The sequence below is a fragment of the Streptomyces sp. NPDC053431 genome (assembly GCF_044544925.1).
Lineage (GTDB): Bacteria > Actinomycetota > Actinomycetes > Streptomycetales > Streptomycetaceae > Streptomyces.
In genome coordinates, this window is record NZ_JBITXX010000017.1 from 36,755 (window position 1) to 53,394 (window position 16,640).

At 73.0% G+C, this 16,640-nt stretch carries 16 protein-coding genes and 1 tRNA gene; 10 read left to right on the plus strand and 7 right to left on the minus strand.

The window, feature by feature from the left end; all coding sequences use genetic code 11:
• Window positions 1–56 precede the first annotated feature (56 nt).
• On the plus strand, window positions 57–1,268 hold the full coding sequence (locus ACIGXE_RS30375; RefSeq protein WP_399752274.1) for an FAD-dependent monooxygenase: 1,212 nt from the start codon (window positions 57–59) through the stop codon (window positions 1,266–1,268).
• Between the two features lie 56 nt (window positions 1,269–1,324).
• Window positions 1,325–1,825, plus strand: coding sequence for a hypothetical protein (locus ACIGXE_RS30380; protein WP_399752276.1), 501 nt, complete (start codon window positions 1,325–1,327; stop codon window positions 1,823–1,825).
• Between the two features lie 180 nt (window positions 1,826–2,005).
• Here ACIGXE_RS30380 and ACIGXE_RS30385 read toward each other — a convergent pair whose 3' ends face one another.
• Window positions 2,006–2,671, minus strand: a complete 666-nt coding sequence (locus ACIGXE_RS30385) for a pentapeptide repeat-containing protein (RefSeq protein WP_399752278.1) — start codon at window positions 2,669–2,671, stop codon at window positions 2,006–2,008.
• A gap of 121 nt (window positions 2,672–2,792) precedes the next feature.
• On the opposite strand from ACIGXE_RS30385, the gene ACIGXE_RS30390 reads away from it, so the two are divergent.
• The gene (locus ACIGXE_RS30390) at window positions 2,793–3,971 is read left to right on the plus strand and encodes a phytoene desaturase family protein (protein ID WP_399752280.1); all 1,179 of its coding nucleotides are present in this window, start codon (window positions 2,793–2,795) and stop codon (window positions 3,969–3,971) included.
• Window positions 3,972–4,135: 164 nt separating this feature from the next.
• Complete coding sequence (locus tag ACIGXE_RS30395; RefSeq protein WP_399752480.1) at window positions 4,136–5,134, plus strand: zinc-binding dehydrogenase; 999 nt, start codon at window positions 4,136–4,138, stop codon at window positions 5,132–5,134.
• A 57-nt stretch (window positions 5,135–5,191) separates the two neighbouring features.
• Here ACIGXE_RS30395 and ACIGXE_RS30400 read toward each other — a convergent pair whose 3' ends face one another.
• The 3 genes from ACIGXE_RS30400 to ACIGXE_RS30410 all read right to left on the minus strand — a co-directional run bounded on the left by ACIGXE_RS30400 (window position 5,192) and on the right by ACIGXE_RS30410 (window position 7,030).
• On the minus strand, window positions 5,192–5,527 hold the full coding sequence (locus ACIGXE_RS30400) for a hypothetical protein (protein ID WP_399752282.1): 336 nt from the start codon (window positions 5,525–5,527) through the stop codon (window positions 5,192–5,194).
• A gap of 98 nt (window positions 5,528–5,625) precedes the next feature.
• A complete protein-coding gene (locus tag ACIGXE_RS30405) occupies window positions 5,626–6,096 on the minus strand; it encodes a GNAT family N-acetyltransferase (protein WP_399752284.1) in 471 nt (156 codons plus the stop codon).
• A gap of 19 nt (window positions 6,097–6,115) precedes the next feature.
• On the minus strand, window positions 6,116–7,030 hold the full coding sequence (locus ACIGXE_RS30410) for an aminoglycoside phosphotransferase family protein (RefSeq protein WP_399752286.1): 915 nt from the start codon (window positions 7,028–7,030) through the stop codon (window positions 6,116–6,118).
• Between the two features lie 461 nt (window positions 7,031–7,491).
• On the opposite strand from ACIGXE_RS30410, the gene ACIGXE_RS30415 reads away from it, so the two are divergent.
• Window positions 7,492–8,880: an NAD(P)/FAD-dependent oxidoreductase gene (locus tag ACIGXE_RS30415; RefSeq protein WP_399752288.1), complete on the plus strand. Its 1,389-nt coding sequence runs from the start codon at window positions 7,492–7,494 to the stop codon at window positions 8,878–8,880.
• A gap of 146 nt (window positions 8,881–9,026) precedes the next feature.
• On the opposite strand, the gene ACIGXE_RS30420 is transcribed toward ACIGXE_RS30415, so the two are convergent.
• Window positions 9,027–11,075, minus strand: a complete 2,049-nt coding sequence (locus ACIGXE_RS30420; protein WP_399752290.1) for a restriction endonuclease — start codon at window positions 11,073–11,075, stop codon at window positions 9,027–9,029.
• Between the two features lie 92 nt (window positions 11,076–11,167).
• Window positions 11,168–11,240: transfer RNA gene (locus ACIGXE_RS30425), tRNA-Thr, on the minus strand.
• 159 nt (window positions 11,241–11,399) lie between these two features.
• Between ACIGXE_RS30425 and ACIGXE_RS30430 the strand changes: the two genes are divergently transcribed.
• The 5 genes from ACIGXE_RS30430 to ACIGXE_RS30450 all read left to right on the plus strand — a co-directional run bounded on the left by ACIGXE_RS30430 (window position 11,400) and on the right by ACIGXE_RS30450 (window position 14,885).
• Window positions 11,400–11,639 carry a helix-turn-helix domain-containing protein gene (locus ACIGXE_RS30430; protein WP_399752293.1) on the plus strand — a complete coding sequence of 80 codons (240 nt, stop codon included), beginning with the start codon at window positions 11,400–11,402 and terminating at the stop codon, window positions 11,637–11,639.
• Between the two features lie 382 nt (window positions 11,640–12,021).
• Window positions 12,022–13,119: an ABC transporter ATP-binding protein gene (locus ACIGXE_RS30435; RefSeq protein WP_399752295.1), complete on the plus strand. Its 1,098-nt coding sequence runs from the start codon at window positions 12,022–12,024 to the stop codon at window positions 13,117–13,119.
• Window positions 13,120–13,424: 305 nt separating this feature from the next.
• Window positions 13,425–13,847: a hypothetical protein gene (locus ACIGXE_RS30440; protein ID WP_399752296.1), complete on the plus strand. Its 423-nt coding sequence runs from the start codon at window positions 13,425–13,427 to the stop codon at window positions 13,845–13,847.
• Window positions 13,848–13,891: 44 nt separating this feature from the next.
• Complete coding sequence (locus ACIGXE_RS30445; RefSeq protein ID WP_399752298.1) at window positions 13,892–14,605, plus strand: NDP-sugar synthase; 714 nt, start codon at window positions 13,892–13,894, stop codon at window positions 14,603–14,605.
• Window positions 14,606–14,651: 46 nt separating this feature from the next.
• Window positions 14,652–14,885, plus strand: a complete 234-nt coding sequence (locus tag ACIGXE_RS30450; RefSeq protein WP_399752300.1) for a hypothetical protein — start codon at window positions 14,652–14,654, stop codon at window positions 14,883–14,885.
• Between the two features lie 148 nt (window positions 14,886–15,033).
• On the opposite strand, the gene ACIGXE_RS30455 is transcribed toward ACIGXE_RS30450, so the two are convergent.
• On the minus strand, window positions 15,034–16,599 hold the full coding sequence (locus tag ACIGXE_RS30455; protein ID WP_399752302.1) for a DoxX family membrane protein: 1,566 nt from the start codon (window positions 16,597–16,599) through the stop codon (window positions 15,034–15,036).
• Window positions 16,600–16,640: the final 41 nt, after the last annotated feature.

Sequence of the window (16,640 nt, forward strand, 5' to 3'; positions counted from 1 at the left end):
CTGCTACTCTGCGTTGCCACCCAGGCGCACTGTGTCATGTCCTCGTGGGAGCGCACGTGAAGATCACCATCGTCGGCGGCGGGCCCGGCGGCCTGTACTTCTCGATCCTGATGAAGCGCCAGGACCCCACGCACGACATCACCGTGTACGAGCGGAACCCGGCCGGCTCCACCTACGGCTGGGGCGTCACGTACTGGGCCGGACTGCTCGACAAGCTGCGCGCGGGTGACCCCGAGTCCGCGGAGGCGATCGCCGCCGCCTCCGTCACCTGGACCGACGGCGTGGCGATCGTCCGCGACCGGAAGACCGTCCACCGGGGCGACGCCGGCTTCGGCATCGGGCGCCGCCTGATGCTGAACCTGCTCGCCGACCGGGCGCGGGAGCTCGGCGTACGGGTCGTCCACGAGCACGCCGTCGGCGGCCCCGACGCGCCCGAACTCGCCGGCGCCGACCTCGTCGTGGCCGCCGACGGGGTGAACAGCGCGCTGCGCGAGGCCCACGCGGACCGCTTCGGCCCCGGGCTCTCCAGCGGCCGCAACCCGTACATCTGGCTCGGCACGACGAAGGTCTTCGACTCCTTCAGCTTCGCCTTCAAGGAGACCGAGCACGGCTGGATCTGGTGCTACGCGTACGGCTTCAGCGGCGAGCAGTCGACCTGCGTGGTGGAGTGCGGCCCCGACACCTGGACCGGGCTCGGGCTCGACCACATGAACGAGGCCGACAGCCTGCGGCTCCTGGAGAAGCTGTTCGCCGACCTCCTCGACGGCGAGCCGCTCATCGGGCGCGAGCACACCGACGGCAGTGCCCAGTGGCTCACCTTCCGCACCCTGACCAACCGGGCCTGGCACCACGGCAGGCTGGTCCTGCTGGGCGACGCCGCCCACACCACCCACTACTCGATCGGCGCGGGCACCACCCTGGCCCTGGAGGACGCCCTCGTCCTCGCGGCCGCGCTGCGCTCCGCGCCCACGGGTGCCGCACTGGACGCGGCCCTCACCGCCTACGGGAAGCGCCGCCGCGCCGAGCTCGTCCCGGCGCAGAGCGCGGCCCGCTACAGCGCGCAGTGGTACGAGAACCTGCCCCGCTACATGCGCCTGGAGCCCGCCCAGATGTTCGCCCTGCTCGGGCAGCGCCACTCCCCCCTCCTGCCCCACATCCCGCCCCAGCTCTACTACCGCCTCGACCGCGCGGCCGACCAGCTGGAGCCCCTGCGCCGCCTCAAGCGCTGGCTGGGCCCGCGGCTGGCCAAGGCGGCACACGGGCGGTAAGGCTGCGGGACCCCGCCCGGTCGGGAGGCCCCGGCCGGGCATGGGACCATCGATCCGTGCTCGACATCGGCTACTCCCTCTCCCGCCGCTTCCCCGACCCCCCGCAGACCGACTACCGCCACGCGGACGTCCACGCGCTGCGGCACGACCTGTTCTGCGGCGACGTGTACCTCGCGGACACGGAGAAGGACGAGGAGCTGTCCACAGCCTGGGGATGGGTGCCGGTGCTCGACTTCGCGTGGGCGCTGTGCGACATCGTCGAGCGGATCGACCGCGACCCGCGCGGCAGCCGGGCGTCCCGGCCCCAGTACGCGGAGCTCGACTTCACCGAGTCGTCCGACGTCATGATCTTCGAGCGCCGCTTCGGCTGGGTCGAGGTCGAGGCCGACTGGATGCCGGGCGACCAGCCGCCGCTCACCTTCAACCACGCCGAACTGCGCCGCGAGGCCCGCGACTTCCTGCACGATCTGATCGCCGACCTGACCGACATGCACGAGGGCCTGGCGGACAACCCGGTGGTCTGGGACCTCCAGGCACGCTTCCCCCGCGTGTCCTGACCCCGGCCCGCCCCCCGGAGGACCGCCCCTACCTGCGCGCGTTCCCGCCCCGCCTCTGAACGCACCCCCAGAGGCCGCCCCTACGACGGCCCCGCCTGCGCATGCGTCCGAGGCCTGCCCCGCGCGCACTCCTGCCCCGCGCGCACTCCGGCCCCGCGCGCACTCCGGCCCCGCCCCCCGCTAGACGTCCTCCACCCGCACCCCCAGCTGCGCCGCGAACACCGGTGCCAGGTCGAGCAGCTGCGCCGTGGAGATCACGGCGCCGGCCAGCGAGTCCACCCCGCGGGCGATGTCGACGCGCTGGGCGGACCGCAGGTCGACGTCCGTCAGCTTCGCGCGACTGAAGTCGGCACCCGCCAGGACACAGTCCCGGAACTCCACCCGCTCCAGGACCGCCCCGCCGAAGTCCGGCTCGCTCAGCACGCAGCCCTCGAACAGGACGTCCCGCAGCCGCGCCATCCGCAGGTTCAGGTAGTCGATCTTGCCGCCCCGCACCCAGACCCGCTCCAGAACGGCTCCGTGCAGCTGCACGCCGCCGAGCCGCGCGTCCACGACCTCGACGTCCCGCAGCTGCGCCTCCGCGAGGTCGGTCCCCACCCCCCGCACCCCGTCCAGCACGGAGTCGAGGAAACGGGCCGCCGTCAGCCTCACCTCGTCGAGCCCGCAATCCCGCACCGCGCAGTCCAGGAACCGCGCACCCACCCCGTTCTGCCCGGTCAGATCGAGCCCGTCGAGCTCGACTCCGTCGTAGTCCCCGTCGGGCTCCAGACCGCCCTCGTACGCCTCCAGCGGCGGCAGCCGCACCTCCGGCTTCCGTACCTTCGCGACCGTCCTCCGCTTCCTCATCTCCCCATCGTGACGCACGCCACCGACAATTCCCCGGGCCGGATGTCACGAACGCGGCCGGGCCGTTCGTCCCATGCGTGAACCCCGACACGACGCCGGGCGACACGAGGGAGCCAGAGAGATGCGGAAGATCACGATCGTGGGCGGCGGCTTCGCGGGACTCACGGCCGCGGTCACCGCCGCCGAGTCGGGCGCGCGGGTGACCCTGTACGAGGCGCACCACACCCTCGGCGGCCGGGCCCGTACGGCCGAGGGCCCGTACCTCACCAACGAGGGCCCGCACGCGATCTACCGCGGCGGCCCGCACTGGACCTGGCTCGAGCAGCGCGGCCTGCTCGGCGAGCTGGCGCCGCTCCCCGCCCTGGAGGCGGCCAGGCTCCGCTTCCACCACCGGGGCGCCCTGCGCCGCGTCCCGCCGTTCGGCCTCCTGCGCCAGTCCTTCCGCAAGGCGGAGCAGGCCCCCGTGGACGTCGACTTCCGCACATGGGCGACACGGCTCGTGGGTCGGCAGGCGGCGGAGGCGGCGGCCGCGTACAGCGGGGTCGCGCTGTACCACCACGACCCCGGCGCGCTCTCGGCCCGCTTCGTGCAGGAACGGCTGCACCGGGCCGCGTCGGTCCCGGCGGAGGCGCACTACGTGAAGGGCGGCTGGGGCCGGCTGATCGACCGTATGGCGGCCCGCGCCCGGGAGCTGGGCGTCCGCCTGGAGACGGGTTCGCGCGTCGACACCCTGCCGGTCGCCGACGGCCCGGTCGTCGTGGCGACCGCCCTGCCGGCCGCGGCCCGACTGCTGGACGACCCTTCGCTGACCTGGGAGTCGGGCCGCACGGTCCTGGTCGACCTGGCGCTGCGGACCCGGAAGGGCGACCCGTTCGCGATCTCGGACCTGGACGCGCCCGGCTGGGTCGAGCGCTTCACGGCCCAGGACCCGGGCCTCGCCCCGGCCGGGCGGCAACTGCTCCAGATGCAGCTGCCGATCGGGCCGGGCGAGTCGAAGGCGGACGGCGTCGCACACGCGGAGCGGCTGCTCGACCTGGGCTTCACGGACTGGCGCGGGCGGACGGTGTGGCGGCGGGAGGCGGTCTCCCAAGGGCGTACGGGCGCGGTCGACCGCCCGGGCACGACGTGGCGCGACCGGCCGGCGATCGACCGGGGCGACGGGGTGTACCTGGCGGGCGACCAGGTGGCGGCGCCGGGAGTGCTGGCGGAGGTGTCGTTCACGAGCGCGGTGGAGGCGGTGTCGCTGGCGATGCGGGCGGAGATCCTCCGCCCGGAACCGCTTGACCTCAAGCAAGCTTGAGGTCGGAGGCTGTACGGCGTCAGGAACACCTGACCGACCACCGCCCGAGGAGCCACGCCACCATGCCCACCCAGCCGACCCCGCCCGCCAACCCCACCAACCTCACCGACCCCGCCGACGCCACCGCCCCCACGCCCACCCCCACCGTCCCCACCCCGCCCACCATGCACGCCATCCGCCTCCACGCCTTCGGCCCGGCCGAGAACCTGACGTACGAACAGGTCGAGGCCCCCGTCCCGGCCCCCGGCCAGGTCCGCATCAAGGTGGCGGCGTCGGGCGTGCACCTCCTGGACACGGCCCTGAGGGAAGGCATGACGGGCCCGTTCCCCGCCCCCGCCGAACTCCCCACCGTCCCCGGCCGCGAGGTCGCGGGCACGGTGGACGCGCTGGGCGAGGGCACGGACCCGTCCTGGCTGGGCAAGCGGGTCGTCGCGCACCTGGGAACGGCCCCCGGCGGCTACGCCGAACTGGCCGTCACGGACGCCGCGCGCCTGCACGAACTTCCGGACCACCTCGGGGAGTCGGAGGCGGTCGCCATGATCGGCACGGGCCGCACCACGCTCGGCATCCTGCAGTTCACGGAGCTGGGCCCCGACTCCGTCGCCGTCGTCCCGGCCGCGGCGGGCGGCATCGGCACGCTCCTGGTGCAGTACGCGAAGAACGCGGGCGCGACGGTGATCGGCCTGGCGGGCGGCCCGGAGAAGGTGGCCCGGGTGAGGGAGAACGGCGCCGACCTGGCGGTCGACTACAAGCAGCCCACCTGGCAGGAAGAGGTCCGCGCCTTCCTCGGAGACCGCCGGGCGACGGTCGTCTTCGACTCGGTGGGCGGAGAGACGGGCCGCGCGGCGGTCGACCTCCTCGGCAAGGGCGGACAGCACCTCGTCTTCGGCTGGTCGGGCGCGGGCCTGCACGACGGCGAACCGCTCACGTTCACCGAGGAGGAACTCACGGCGCGGGGCATCACGTCCGAGAGCGTCCTCGGCCCCGTCATGATCCAGAAGGCCGGCGGCGACGTCCGCAACCTCGAACTCGCCGCCCTCGCCGCGGCCTCGGCCGGTACCCTCCGCCCCGCGGTCCACCCCTTCCCCCTCTCCGAGGCGGCGAAGGCCCACCGCGCTCTGGAGACCCGGGGCACGATGGGCAAGGTGGTCCTGGTCCCGTAGGACCGCGGGACCGGGGTCAGACCCCGGTCCTGGTCCCGTAAGACCGCGCGACCGGGGTCAGACCCCGATCACGTCCCAGGAGTGCCCCTTGAACTCCTTCAGGAAGTCGGGGTGGTCCTCCCACATCCGGGCGATGGAGCGCAGCACGTCCCAGTTGTGCTCCAGCGCCTGGTCCACCACCTGCCGCAGCTCGGGCGCCGACTCCCGCTTCTCCACCAGCCCGTTCACGGCCGAAGCCGCCTGCACGGTGTACCGCAGGGCCCGCAGCGCCCGCGAGGTGTCGTCCATCCCGAACCCGTGATCACTCCCGTTCTCGGGGTCGAACAGCGGCGTGAGCCGCGCCTCGACGAAAGCGGTGATCCGCTGGAACCGCTGCTGAATCTCGTTCTCCATGACACCTTCCTACACGAGGCCCCACCCAGGAGGTGACGCCGCCGTACGGGAAGCCCCCCGCAGGGCAGGCGGAGTCTCGCGGTCGAGGCCTCGCAGCCCTACGAGCCCAGTTCCTTCAGGGCCTCGTCCGTCAGGCGGTACACCGTCCACTCGTCCTGCGGGCGCGCGCCCAGGGACTCGTAGAAGTCGATCGACGGCTTGTTCCAGTCGAGGACCGACCACTCCAGGCGTTCGTAGCCGCGCTCCACGCAGAGGCGGGCCAGTTCGGTCAGGAGGGCCTTGCCGTGGCCGCCGCCGCGGAGGTCCGGGCGGACGTACAGGTCTTCCAGGTAGATGCCGTGGACCCCGCGCCAGGTCGAGAAGTTGAGGAACCAGAGGGCGAAGCCGGCGACCTCCCCCGTGTCGGTCTCGGCGATGTGGGCGTAGGCGGCGGGATGCGGGCCGAAAAGGGCCTCGTGAAGCTGCTCGGGGGTCGCCCGGGCCTCGTCCAGGGCCTTCTCGTACTCCGCCAGATCGCGGATGAGCTGGTGGATCACAGGGACGTCGGCAGGCGTGGCAGTACGGATCATGAGCTCAGGGTGCACCCCCTCAGGGGCGCCTCGCCAGCAGATTCCGCGCGATGGACACCTGGTCCGGGTCGAGGGCCGGCTCGCCGTCCGCCACGTCCCACAGACCGTTCTGCAGGACTCGGCCCAGGGTCCACGAGCGGGCCCGCGCGCGGTCCAGGCCCAGGCGTTCCGTCAACAGGTCGAAGCGCCACCGGGTCTCCGCCGGGTCCGGGTCCCACCGGTTCGTCAGGGCCGGCAGCAGCTCGAAGCCGGGATCCCCGGAGAGCGGCTTGGGGTCGATGGCCAGCCACGGCTCCCGCTCGGACGCCAGGATGTTGTCGTAGTGCAGGTCCCAGTGGAGCAGGCGGTCGCGGGGCTCCGCCACGACCTCCCGCACCGCCGCCGCGCAGTCCCGCAACAGGGCCGCCTCGTCCGGGTCCGCCAACCGCTCCGCCGCACGCGGCGCCGCCGCCACCATCTCCGCCGCGAGCCCACCCAGCGTGCGCAGGCCCGGCGGCGCCGGGACCGCCACCAGGCGGGCCAGCAGGTCCGCCAGAACCCCGACCGCCTTCCGCGCATCCCCCACCCCGGAGAGATGGCGGGTCTCGTCCGCCCGCTCCAGAAGCAGCGTGCCCGTCTCCGGGTGGTGCTCCAGGAGCCGTATGGCACCGTCCCCCGCCCACACCCGCAGCGCCACCGGCTCGCCCTCGGTCTCCTCGTCGAGCAACTGCAGCTTGAGGGCCGCCCGCGTCCCGTCCGCCCGTACCGCCGGCAGCACCAGCGACGCCGCGCCGTACATCGACCGGCCGGACAGCCGCAGTCCCCACCGGGCCGCGAACTCCTCCGCCCGGGCCGGCAACGCCGCGACGAACGCCCGCCCCGCCTCACCGTTCCACCGCGTCTGCGACGCCACCAGTTCCGCGGGAATCTCGATCACCCGGCCGACCCTAGACACCCGCCGAGCGCCACACCTCCGCAAATGCCGCCGCGCCGCCGCCCAACGGGCCGTTCCCCCGCCGCCACCCGCCCACCACCGCGCGCTCAGCGAGCACCCTGGCCCTGGCCCGGGTCCGAGGCCACCACCCCGCCGCCAACCTCCCGCGCGCGGCGACCCACCGCGGACCTCATCGCGGGCCTCACCGCGGACCTCACTGGGGGCCTCACCGCTGATCGACGAAAACCGTCCCCGCGCGCCGCGGCCCGCACGCCCCCGCCCCCGCTCCGCACACCGCCCGCCGCCGACAACCGCCGCGCCGACAGCCCGCCCGCCGCCCTCCCGACCCCCGGCCCACGCGACGAAATCCGTACCCCCGGAGCCACTCGCCCCGCCCCCGCCACGACCGCGCCGCAACACCCGTATCCACAGCACCGACGCCCCCGGTAACCTCCCGCGCACGACCCGGAAGAGGGATAGACATGAGCACGATCAACGGCGGCATCTCGTTCTGGTACGCGCAGGAGGGCGCCCCCGCCCCCCGCGAACCGCTGCCCGGCGACACGACCGCCGACGTCTGCATCGTCGGCGGCGGCTACACCGGACTCTGGACCGCCTACTACCTCAAGAAGGCCGTCCCCTTCCTCAACATCACCGTCCTCGAAGCCTCCTTCTGCGGCTACGGCGCCTCCGGCCGCAACGGCGGCTGGCTCTACAACGGCATCGCCGGCCGCGACCGCTACGCCAAGCTGCACGGCCACGAGGCCGCCGTACGCCTCCAGCACGCCATGAACGACACCGTCACCGAGGTCATCGACGTCTGCGCCGCCGAAGGCATCGACGCCGACATCCACCGCGGCGGCGTCCTGGAAGTCGCCACCTCCCCCGCCCAACTCGCCCGCCTCAAGGACTTCCACGCCGTCGAGATCGCCTTCGGCGAGAAGGACCGCGAACTGTACGGCGCCCGCGAGACCGCCGAACGCCTCCGCGTCGCCGGCGCCGTCGGCTCCAGCTGGACCCCCCACGGCGCCCGCCTCCACCCCGTCAAGCTCGTCAAGGGCCTCGCCGACGCCGTCGAGGCACTCGGCGTCACCATCCACGAGTCCACCCCTGTGACGGAGATCCGGCCCAAGCACGCCGTCACCCCGTACGGCACCGTCCGCGCCCCGTACGTCCTGCGCTGCACCGAGGGCTTCACCGCCTCCCTCGCCGGACAGCGCCGCACCTGGCTGCCCATGAACTCCTCCATGATCGCCACCGAGCCGCTCACCGACGCCCAGTGGGAATCCATCGGATGGAACGGCCTGGAGACCCTCGGCGACATGGCCCACGCCTACATGTACGCCCAGCGCACCGCCGACGGACGCATCGCGCTCGGCGGCCGCGGCGTCCCCTACCGCTACGGCTCGAAGACCGACAACGACGGCCGCACCCAGCCGCAGACCGTCGAGGCGCTCCGCGACATCCTCGTCCGCTTCTTCCCCCAGCTCGCCGGCGTCGGCATCGCCCACGCCTGGTCCGGCGTCCTCGGCGTCCCCCGCGACTGGTGCGCCACCGTCACCCTCGACCGCTCCACCGGCCTCGGCTGGGCCGGCGGCTACGTCGGCTCCGGCGTCGCCACCACCAACCTCGCCGCCCGCACCCTGCGCGACCTCATCCAGCAGGACTCCGGCCAGTCCGGCCCGACGGACCTCACCGCCCTGCCCTGGGTGAACCACCGCGTCCGCAAGTGGGAACCGGAACCGCTGCGCTGGATCGGCGTCCAGACCATGTACGCCGCCTTCCGCGGCGCCGACCGCCGCGAAACGACCTCCCACACCGCCACCACGGACCGCATCGCCGTCCTCGCCAACCGCCTGAGCGGCCGCTGAGCACGGACCTCCCGGGGGGGGTGGGGAAGCGGAAGGAGGGACGGGGAAGAAGGGACGGGGCCGGGAAGCCGGGCCGGGAAGCCGGGCCGGGCCCCCTCTCACCCCGCTCCCCCTCTCTCCCTCCCGTCCCCCTCTCCCCCTCCCCCCTACTCCACCTCGATCCCGAAGTCCCCCACCAACTCCGCCAACCCGCCCCGATACCCCTTCCCGCCCAGCACGAAGTCCCAGTCCCCGCTCGCCCGCCGCCGGAACGAACCCAGCACCAGCGCCGTCTCCCCCGGCCGCCCGTCCGACACCTCCAGACGGTCCAGCTCCGCCCCCGCGTCGTCGCGCAGCACGATCCCCGCGTCGGCGAAGCCCGCCAGGTCGGCGTCCGGATTCACCTCCGGGTCGATCGCCGCCACCAGGACCAGCCGGTCCGCCCGCGCCGGCAGCGCGTCGAAGCCGACCCGTACCGCCGCCTTGTCACCGGCCGGAGCCGTCACCATCGCCACCGAACCGTCCGGTGTCGCCGGGTTGTTGAAGAAGACGAACCACTCGTCCGCCAGCACCCGGCTCCCCGCGCACACCAGCGCGCACACGTCCAGCGCCACCGACCCCGACCACCCCATGCCCAGCAGGTTGAAGCCGTCGTCCGCCTCGGCCGGCGCCCGCACCGGCTCCACCAGCGTCGGCGTCGGCGCCGCCTCCCCCGGGCCGAGCCGCCCCCGCAACCCGTGCTGATGCAGCAGCTCCACCAGCTCCGGACCCGAGATCAACGTCAGCGGCTTGCCGTTGGCGAAGGTGTACGAGCCGGGGCCGAAGCCCGACGTCGTCACCAGCACCCCCTTGTTCGCCCCGGCCCCCTGCACCGTCCCGAACAGGTCCCGCACCGCGCTCGGCGGCACCGTGTTCCGGTAGCGCTTCACCTGCACGATGATCGAACCACCGCTGATCGGATCCGGATCCAACGCCTCCACGTCCACCCCGCCGTCGTTGGACCGCTGCGTCGTCACCGCCTGCAGCCCCCGCGCCCGGAACAGCTCGGCCACCAGACCCTCGAAGGCGATCGGGTCCATCGCCAGCAGATCCGGCTCGGCCCCGTCCCCCTGCGACACCACACCCGAACCCACCTGCTCCGGCAGCAGCAGCGGCTGCACCGCCACCCGCTCGTCAGGCTTCGCCGACAGACGCCCCGACAACGCCCCCGTCAGACACTCCAGCGGACTCACCAGCTCCAGGTTCAGCTCGCCGAAAGTCCGCCGCTCGACCGCCACGGCCGCCACGCACACCCGGCCCGCCACCCCCGTCGCCGGATCGACGCCCTCGACGAAGCCGTTGAGCGTCACCCGGTCCAACGCACCGAGACGGTCCGCGGCGAACAGCTCCCGCAGCGCCAGCAGCACACTCTGCGCCAGCACCTCCCGGTACAGCGCCCGCCGCTGCGACACCGGCCGCGGAACCTCCTTCTCCTGGTCCGTGCTCGGCAGGTACTTGATCCCCTTCGCGGCCGGCACCACGTCGTAGGCCGGCAGGTCCCACTCCAGGACCAGACCGCGGGACACCCGGTCGTACGCCGCCGACACCTGCCGCGGAAAACCCTCGGGCCACGCCGTCGACGCGTACAGGACCGCCGTGAAGTACTCGACCACCGTCTCCGGCTCACCGGCCCGCAACGCCGTCTCCGTGCCCGCGATCCCGCTGTTGTGGGCCCGGATCTCGGCGAGCCGCGCCGCCGCCCACTCGTCGTACTGCCGCCGGTACGCCGCCAGCTGCTCGACCCGCCGGGCCTCCGCCGCCTGCGCCGCGTACCAGTCCCGCTCGAACCGCGCCCGGTCCTGATAGAAGCGCTGGTCCGGCATCGGCACCGGCTCCGCCAGCGGGCCCGGCGCGAACGGCGCCACCTCCTCCGGCTGCCGCAGCCCCTCCACCGACAGCGGCCGGCTCCGGCAGCCCGCCACCAGCAGCCCCTCCAGAACCGCCACCCGCTCGTCCAGCTCCCGCGTCCGCCGCAACGCGTCCGCGTCCCGGTGCCGCCGGTACTCCGCCCGCTGCTCCCGGTGCATCCGCGCCACGTCCCGCTCGTGCGCCCGCTGCTCCCGCTCGGCGTCCCGCCGCTGCCGCAGCACCGCCTGCTGCTGCCCCTCCCGCTCCCGCTGCGCCACCCGCTGCGCCTCGGCCCAGGCCGCGATCAACCCACTGGAACGCCGGCTCATCCGCCGCACCCCTCCCCGGAAACACCCTTCGCACACGCCCCGTAACGCACAAGTGTCCCGGACCCTGATGGGTCCGGGACACCTGATCGACGAGCCGCCTGTCGGAATCGAACCGACGACCGTTCCATTACAAGTGGAGCGCTCTGCCAACTGAGCTAAGGCGGCGTGGCCCGCACCACTTCCGCGCGCAGGCTCCACCACTTTACACAGCGCCGCGAACCACCATCGAAGAACTTCAAGACCTCCGTAACCACCCGACCACACGTTCGTTGACCGGACTGGAGTGTCGTTCCGACTATCGGACAGCAGGGGTGGGGAGGGGTGATGACGGAGTCGTCGGAGCAGGGGCCGGCGCGGGTTGTCGGCGCCGACGCCAAGCGTGTGAAGCGCGAGGCGCTGGGCATCGCCGCCCGCCGCAAGCACGAGGGGCGTGCAGCGATCCCCATGCAACGCCGCGCGAAGGAGGCAGGCACGCAGCAGCGTGTCTACCGCTACCGCTTCTACCCCTCCCCCGACCAGGCCGAGCAACTGATCCAGAGCCGGGGCAGGTGCCGGTGCGGTTGACGGTGACGCGGGACCTGGCAGGGCGAAGGACATGTGTCACGGGCCGACGGGCCGTCGGCCGGAACGTCTGTGGAGCTCGTGTGAGACCGGTTCGGTGCGGTTCTCAGGACCGTACGGAATTGGCAGTGGGCGATGAAGCAGGAAAAGCGCCGCGTGTGGGGCAGGGCCACAAGGCTGTCGCTCTGCCGCGCGCGCAAGGTCAAAAGTCATTCGCTCTGCCTCCGGCCGAGCGCACCAAATCGAAAATCTCTCCCCCTCCACCTGCTGACAGATCGGACACAGCCAGGTACCGTCACCCGAAGTTCACCCAGGTGGACTACACCACATCCTTCCTTTACTCGGATCGTCCGGCACGTTCCTGCCGGTGAAGGGACACATCACCATGGCTTCCGTCACCTACGACAAGGCGACCCTGGTCTACCCCGGCGCCGAAAAGCCCTCCGTCAACGAGCTGGAGATCGAGATCGCCGACGGCGAGTTCCTCGTTCTCGTCGGCCCCTCCGGCTGTGGCAAGTCGACCTCGCTGCGCATGCTGGCCGGTCTGGAGGACGTCACCTCCGGCGCCATCCGCATCGGCGACCGCGACGTCACGCACCTGCCGCCGAAGGACCGGGACATCGCGATGGTGTTCCAGAACTACGCGCTGTACCCGCACATGACCGTCGCCGACAACATGGGCTTCGCGCTCAAGATCGCCGGCGTCAACAAGAGCGAGATCCGGGCCAAGGTCGAAGAGGCCGCGAAGATCCTCGACCTCACCGAGTACCTGGACCGCAAGCCGAAGGCGCTCTCCGGCGGTCAGCGCCAGCGCGTCGCCATGGGCCGCGCCATCGTGCGTGAGCCGCAGGTCTTCCTCATGGACGAGCCGCTGTCGAACCTCGACGCGAAGCTCCGTGTCTCGACCCGTACGCAGATCGCGAGCCTGCAGCGCCGGCTCGGCATCACCACCGTGTACGTGACGCACGACCAGACCGAGGCCCTCACCATGGGCGACCGGGTCGCGGTCCTCAAGGACGGTCTGCTCCAGCAGGTCGACACCCCGCGCAACATGTACGACAAGCCCGCCAACCTCTTCGTCGCCGGCTTCATCGGCTCCCCCGCCATGAACCTGATCGAGGTCCCGATCACCGACGGCGGCGTGAAGTTCGGCGAGAGCGTCGTCCCGGTCTCCCGCGAGGCCATCGCCGCCGCGGCCGACAAGGGCGACCGCACCGTGACGGTCGGCGTCCGCCCCGAGCACTTCGACGTGTCCGGCCCGACGAGCAAGGACGGCCTGGCCGTGACCGTGAACGTGGTCGAGGAGCTCGGCTCCGACGGCTTCGTGTACGGCTCCACCCGGGTCGGCGGCGAGGACAAGGACATCGTGGTCCGCGTGGGCGGCCGCGAGGTCCCGGCCAAGGGCTCCACGCTGCACGTGGTGCCGCGCTCGGCCGAGCTGCACGTCTTCTCGACCTCCACCGGCGAGCGCCTCTCCGACTGAACGGCCTGCCCGACGGCCGCCTGAAGTCCCTTACGGGCAGGGGTCCCTGACGGCCCGGCGTCCTCGACGTCCGTGCCAGGATCCCCGCCCGTGCCGAACGGTCCCGGTCCCGCTTGCGGGGGCGGGGCCGTTCGCGTACGGGAGGGCATGAATCCCCGACTCGGCGAAAACCCCGGCAGAACTGGGCATTCGACCCGGCGCCCCTCCGCCCGCGTCAACACGGGATTCGAAAAGCCGCCTCGAACCATCCCCCGCGAGAGTGACTAAATGTCGCCATATCACTACCGGCCGCTACGCTCGCCTGCGTGACGCACACTGCCCGCCGAATCGGCCGCTCTCTCGCCCTCGTCCTGCCCGTCGTCCTGGTGCTCTCCGGAACGCTCGCGGTGTCCGCCGTTCCGTGGGCCGGCCAGGGCTCCGGGACCCAGATGCTGACCGCGTCGACCGCCTCGTCGACGGACGTCTCCACCCGGGCCAAGTCCCGTGCTCCGCAGGATATTCTCCGCGACCAGCTCCTCGCAGAGCTTCAGGAGAAGGACCCCGGCGTCGCCCTCACCCACCTCCAGCGCGAGGTGGAGAACCGGCCGTCGCTCGCCAAGCACTGCATGTCGATCGCCCGCGCCCTCGGCGCCGCCGCCGTCGACCGCTTCGGTCCGACCCGCGCCCAGTCCTTCTCCCGCCCGGTCTGCGACACCTCGTTCGCGTACGGCGTCCTGCACGCCAGCTGAGCCGAACCCGGTAGGCCCGCCGCGCACGGCATATCGTTCCCGGTATGCACACCTCCCCGACGCAGGCCGTGATCCTGGCGGGCGGCCAGGGTTCACGGCTGCGCCCGTACACCGACGACCGCCCCAAGCCGATGGTCGAGATCCCGGGCACCGGGACCCCGATCATCGGCCATCAGCTGTCCTGGCTCGCCGCCGAGGGAGTCACGGACGCCGTCGTCTCCTGCGGCCACCTCGCCGAGGTGCTGCAGGAGTGGCTGGGCTCGGCCGACCTGCCGCTCAAGGTCACCACGGTCGTCGAGTCGGAGCCGCTGGGCCGCGGTGGCGGCCTCAAGTACGCGGCGGCGCACCTGCCCGAGCCCGGGCAGCCCTGGTACGCGACCAACGGCGACATCTGGACCCGCTTCTCGCTGCGTGAGATGGCCGAGTTTCACGTCGAGCGGGACGCGACGGCCACGCTGGCGCTGGCCCGGCCGCGGATCCCGTGGGGTGCGGTCGAGACCGACGCCTTCGGGCACATCACCGACTTCATCGAGGCGCCGCCGTCCCCGTACCTCATCAACGCGGGCGTGTACGTCTTCTCCCCGGCCTTCACCGAGCTGCTGCCGGATCGCGGCGACCATGAGCGCACCACGTTCCCGCGGCTGGCCCGGGAGCGGAACCTGGCGGGCTTCCCGCTGCCGCACGGGGCGTACTGGCGGGCCATCGACACCGCGAAGGACCTGACCGAGGCGGCCAAGGAGCTCGCTTCGCAGGCTTGAGGTCCACCGGACCGCGCGTAGGCGGAAGGGGCGGCGCCACGATCACGTGGGCGCCGCCCCTTCGGCGTACGTACGGGAGCTGCGGGACGTACAGGAGGTGCGGGACGTACGCGAGCTGCGGGACGTACGCGAGGTGCGGGAGGCGCTGGACGTACGGGAGGTGCCGGCCGTCCCTGCCGGCCTCGGGTCAGATCGGCGCGGCGGCGGTCAGGGCCGGCGCGGAGCCCGCGAGGACGACGGTGTGGCGGACGTTCCGGAGGGCGCGGGTCCAGGCGGGTAAGGCGCCCTCGGCGGCCTTGAGGAAGGCGGGGACGTCGATGCGGAGGAGCTCGGCGTCCCCCTGGCCAAGAGGGGGATCGCCGTACGTACGCCGAAGGGCCCCGGGTGTCCGCTGACACCCGGGGCCCTTCCGTTCCCTCTCCGGCCGCTCAGCCCAGCAGGCCGCCGATCGGGTTGCGCGCGCCGCCGGACGTCGAGCCGCCGTCCGACGAGCCGCCGCCGCTGCCGCTCGTCGGGCTGCCGCTGGTGCCGCCCGAGGTCGAGTCGGAGGTGGACGAGGAGGGCGACGACGTACGCGACTGGCTCGGGGTGCGGGTGCCGCTGCCCTGCGTCGCCGTCGGGCTGCGGCGCTCGCTGCGGCGGGTCTCCTTCGCCGACTCCGTCGGGCCGGCCTCCTCGTCCTTGTCGCGCTCGCCGCTCGCCCCGGTCGTCGCCGTGGGCTTCGGGCTCTTCGGGGCCTTGCGGGACGGGCCGGTCGCGCCCGGCTCCTTCGGCAGCGGCTCGCCGGGCAGGTGGTTGACCGGGTCGTCGTTCGGTCCGGGCACGGTGACCATCTCCGTGGACCGCACCGCCCCGCCGAGGATCGAGCCGACGAGCAGGGTGAGTCCGACGACCACGGTCGCGACGACCGTGCCGCGGCGCAGCACCCGGCGGCGCAGGTCCCACAGCTCCGAGCGCGGGCCGAGGGTGCGCCAGGCCTCGCCGGCCAGTCGTCCGTCGATCGAGTACACCGGGGCGCCCGCGATGATCAGCGGCGACCAGGCGGCCAGGAAGATGATGTCGGGCGCGTCGTAGACCGGCACGGTCTTCCAGCTGACCGTCAGGATCAGCGCGGCCGAGAGCAGCGCGCCGACCACGGCGGCGACCCGCTGCCACAGGCCGAGGACGGTGAGGACGCCGACGACGACCTGGAGGAAGGCGACGGTGAGGCCCGCGCCCACCGGGTGCTGGAGGGCGAAGTCGCGCAGCGGCTCGGCCAGCGCCCACGGGTGCAGCGAGTGCAGCCACTTCACCATGGAGCCGCGCTCGCCGCCGTCGAAGTAGACGGGGTCGCAGAGCTTGCCCATGCCCGCGTAGATGGAGATGAAGCCGAGGAACACCCGCAGCGGCAGCAGCACCACGCCGAGGTTCATCCGGCGGCCGGGGTAGTAGGCGTGCCGGACCCCGGCCGCGGCAGCGGCCGAGTTCCACGCCGCGCCGGGCCGGTGGGCGCCGCGGGCCTGCGGGTCGGGTCCCTCGCCGGGCGTCTCGGGCGCGAGCTCGTACAGCTCGTCGTAGGCCCCCTCGGCGCGCCGCATCGGCGGCAGCAGCGGGGCGGGCGGCCCGGCGGGCACGACGGGGGTGGGCATCGTGTCGTCGATGCGCGGGATGGTCTGGGTGGTCGGCTCCAGGGTGGAGACGCCGCCCGGTGCCGACGACTCGCGGACCGCCTGGAGGAGGCCGGTGGCGCCGGGCGAGGACTTCCCGCTCCACACGACGGGCCTGCGGCGGGCGGTGGTCGCGCCGGCCCCCGCCGCGCCGGCACCGGCGGCGGCTCCGGCGAGCGCGGCGATCCGCGGGTTCGCGGCGAACTTCGGCTGCTGGGCCGGCGCGAGCCGCACACGGAAGCTGGCGTGGTTCACGATCACCTGGGCGGGATCGGAATCCACTTTGACCATGCTCAGCGCGGGCTGATCGTCGAACCCCGGCCGGGGCGTTCTGGTGTCCACACTCATCTAACCGAGTGATGCGCGGTTAGGACACTGCCTTGACGGGC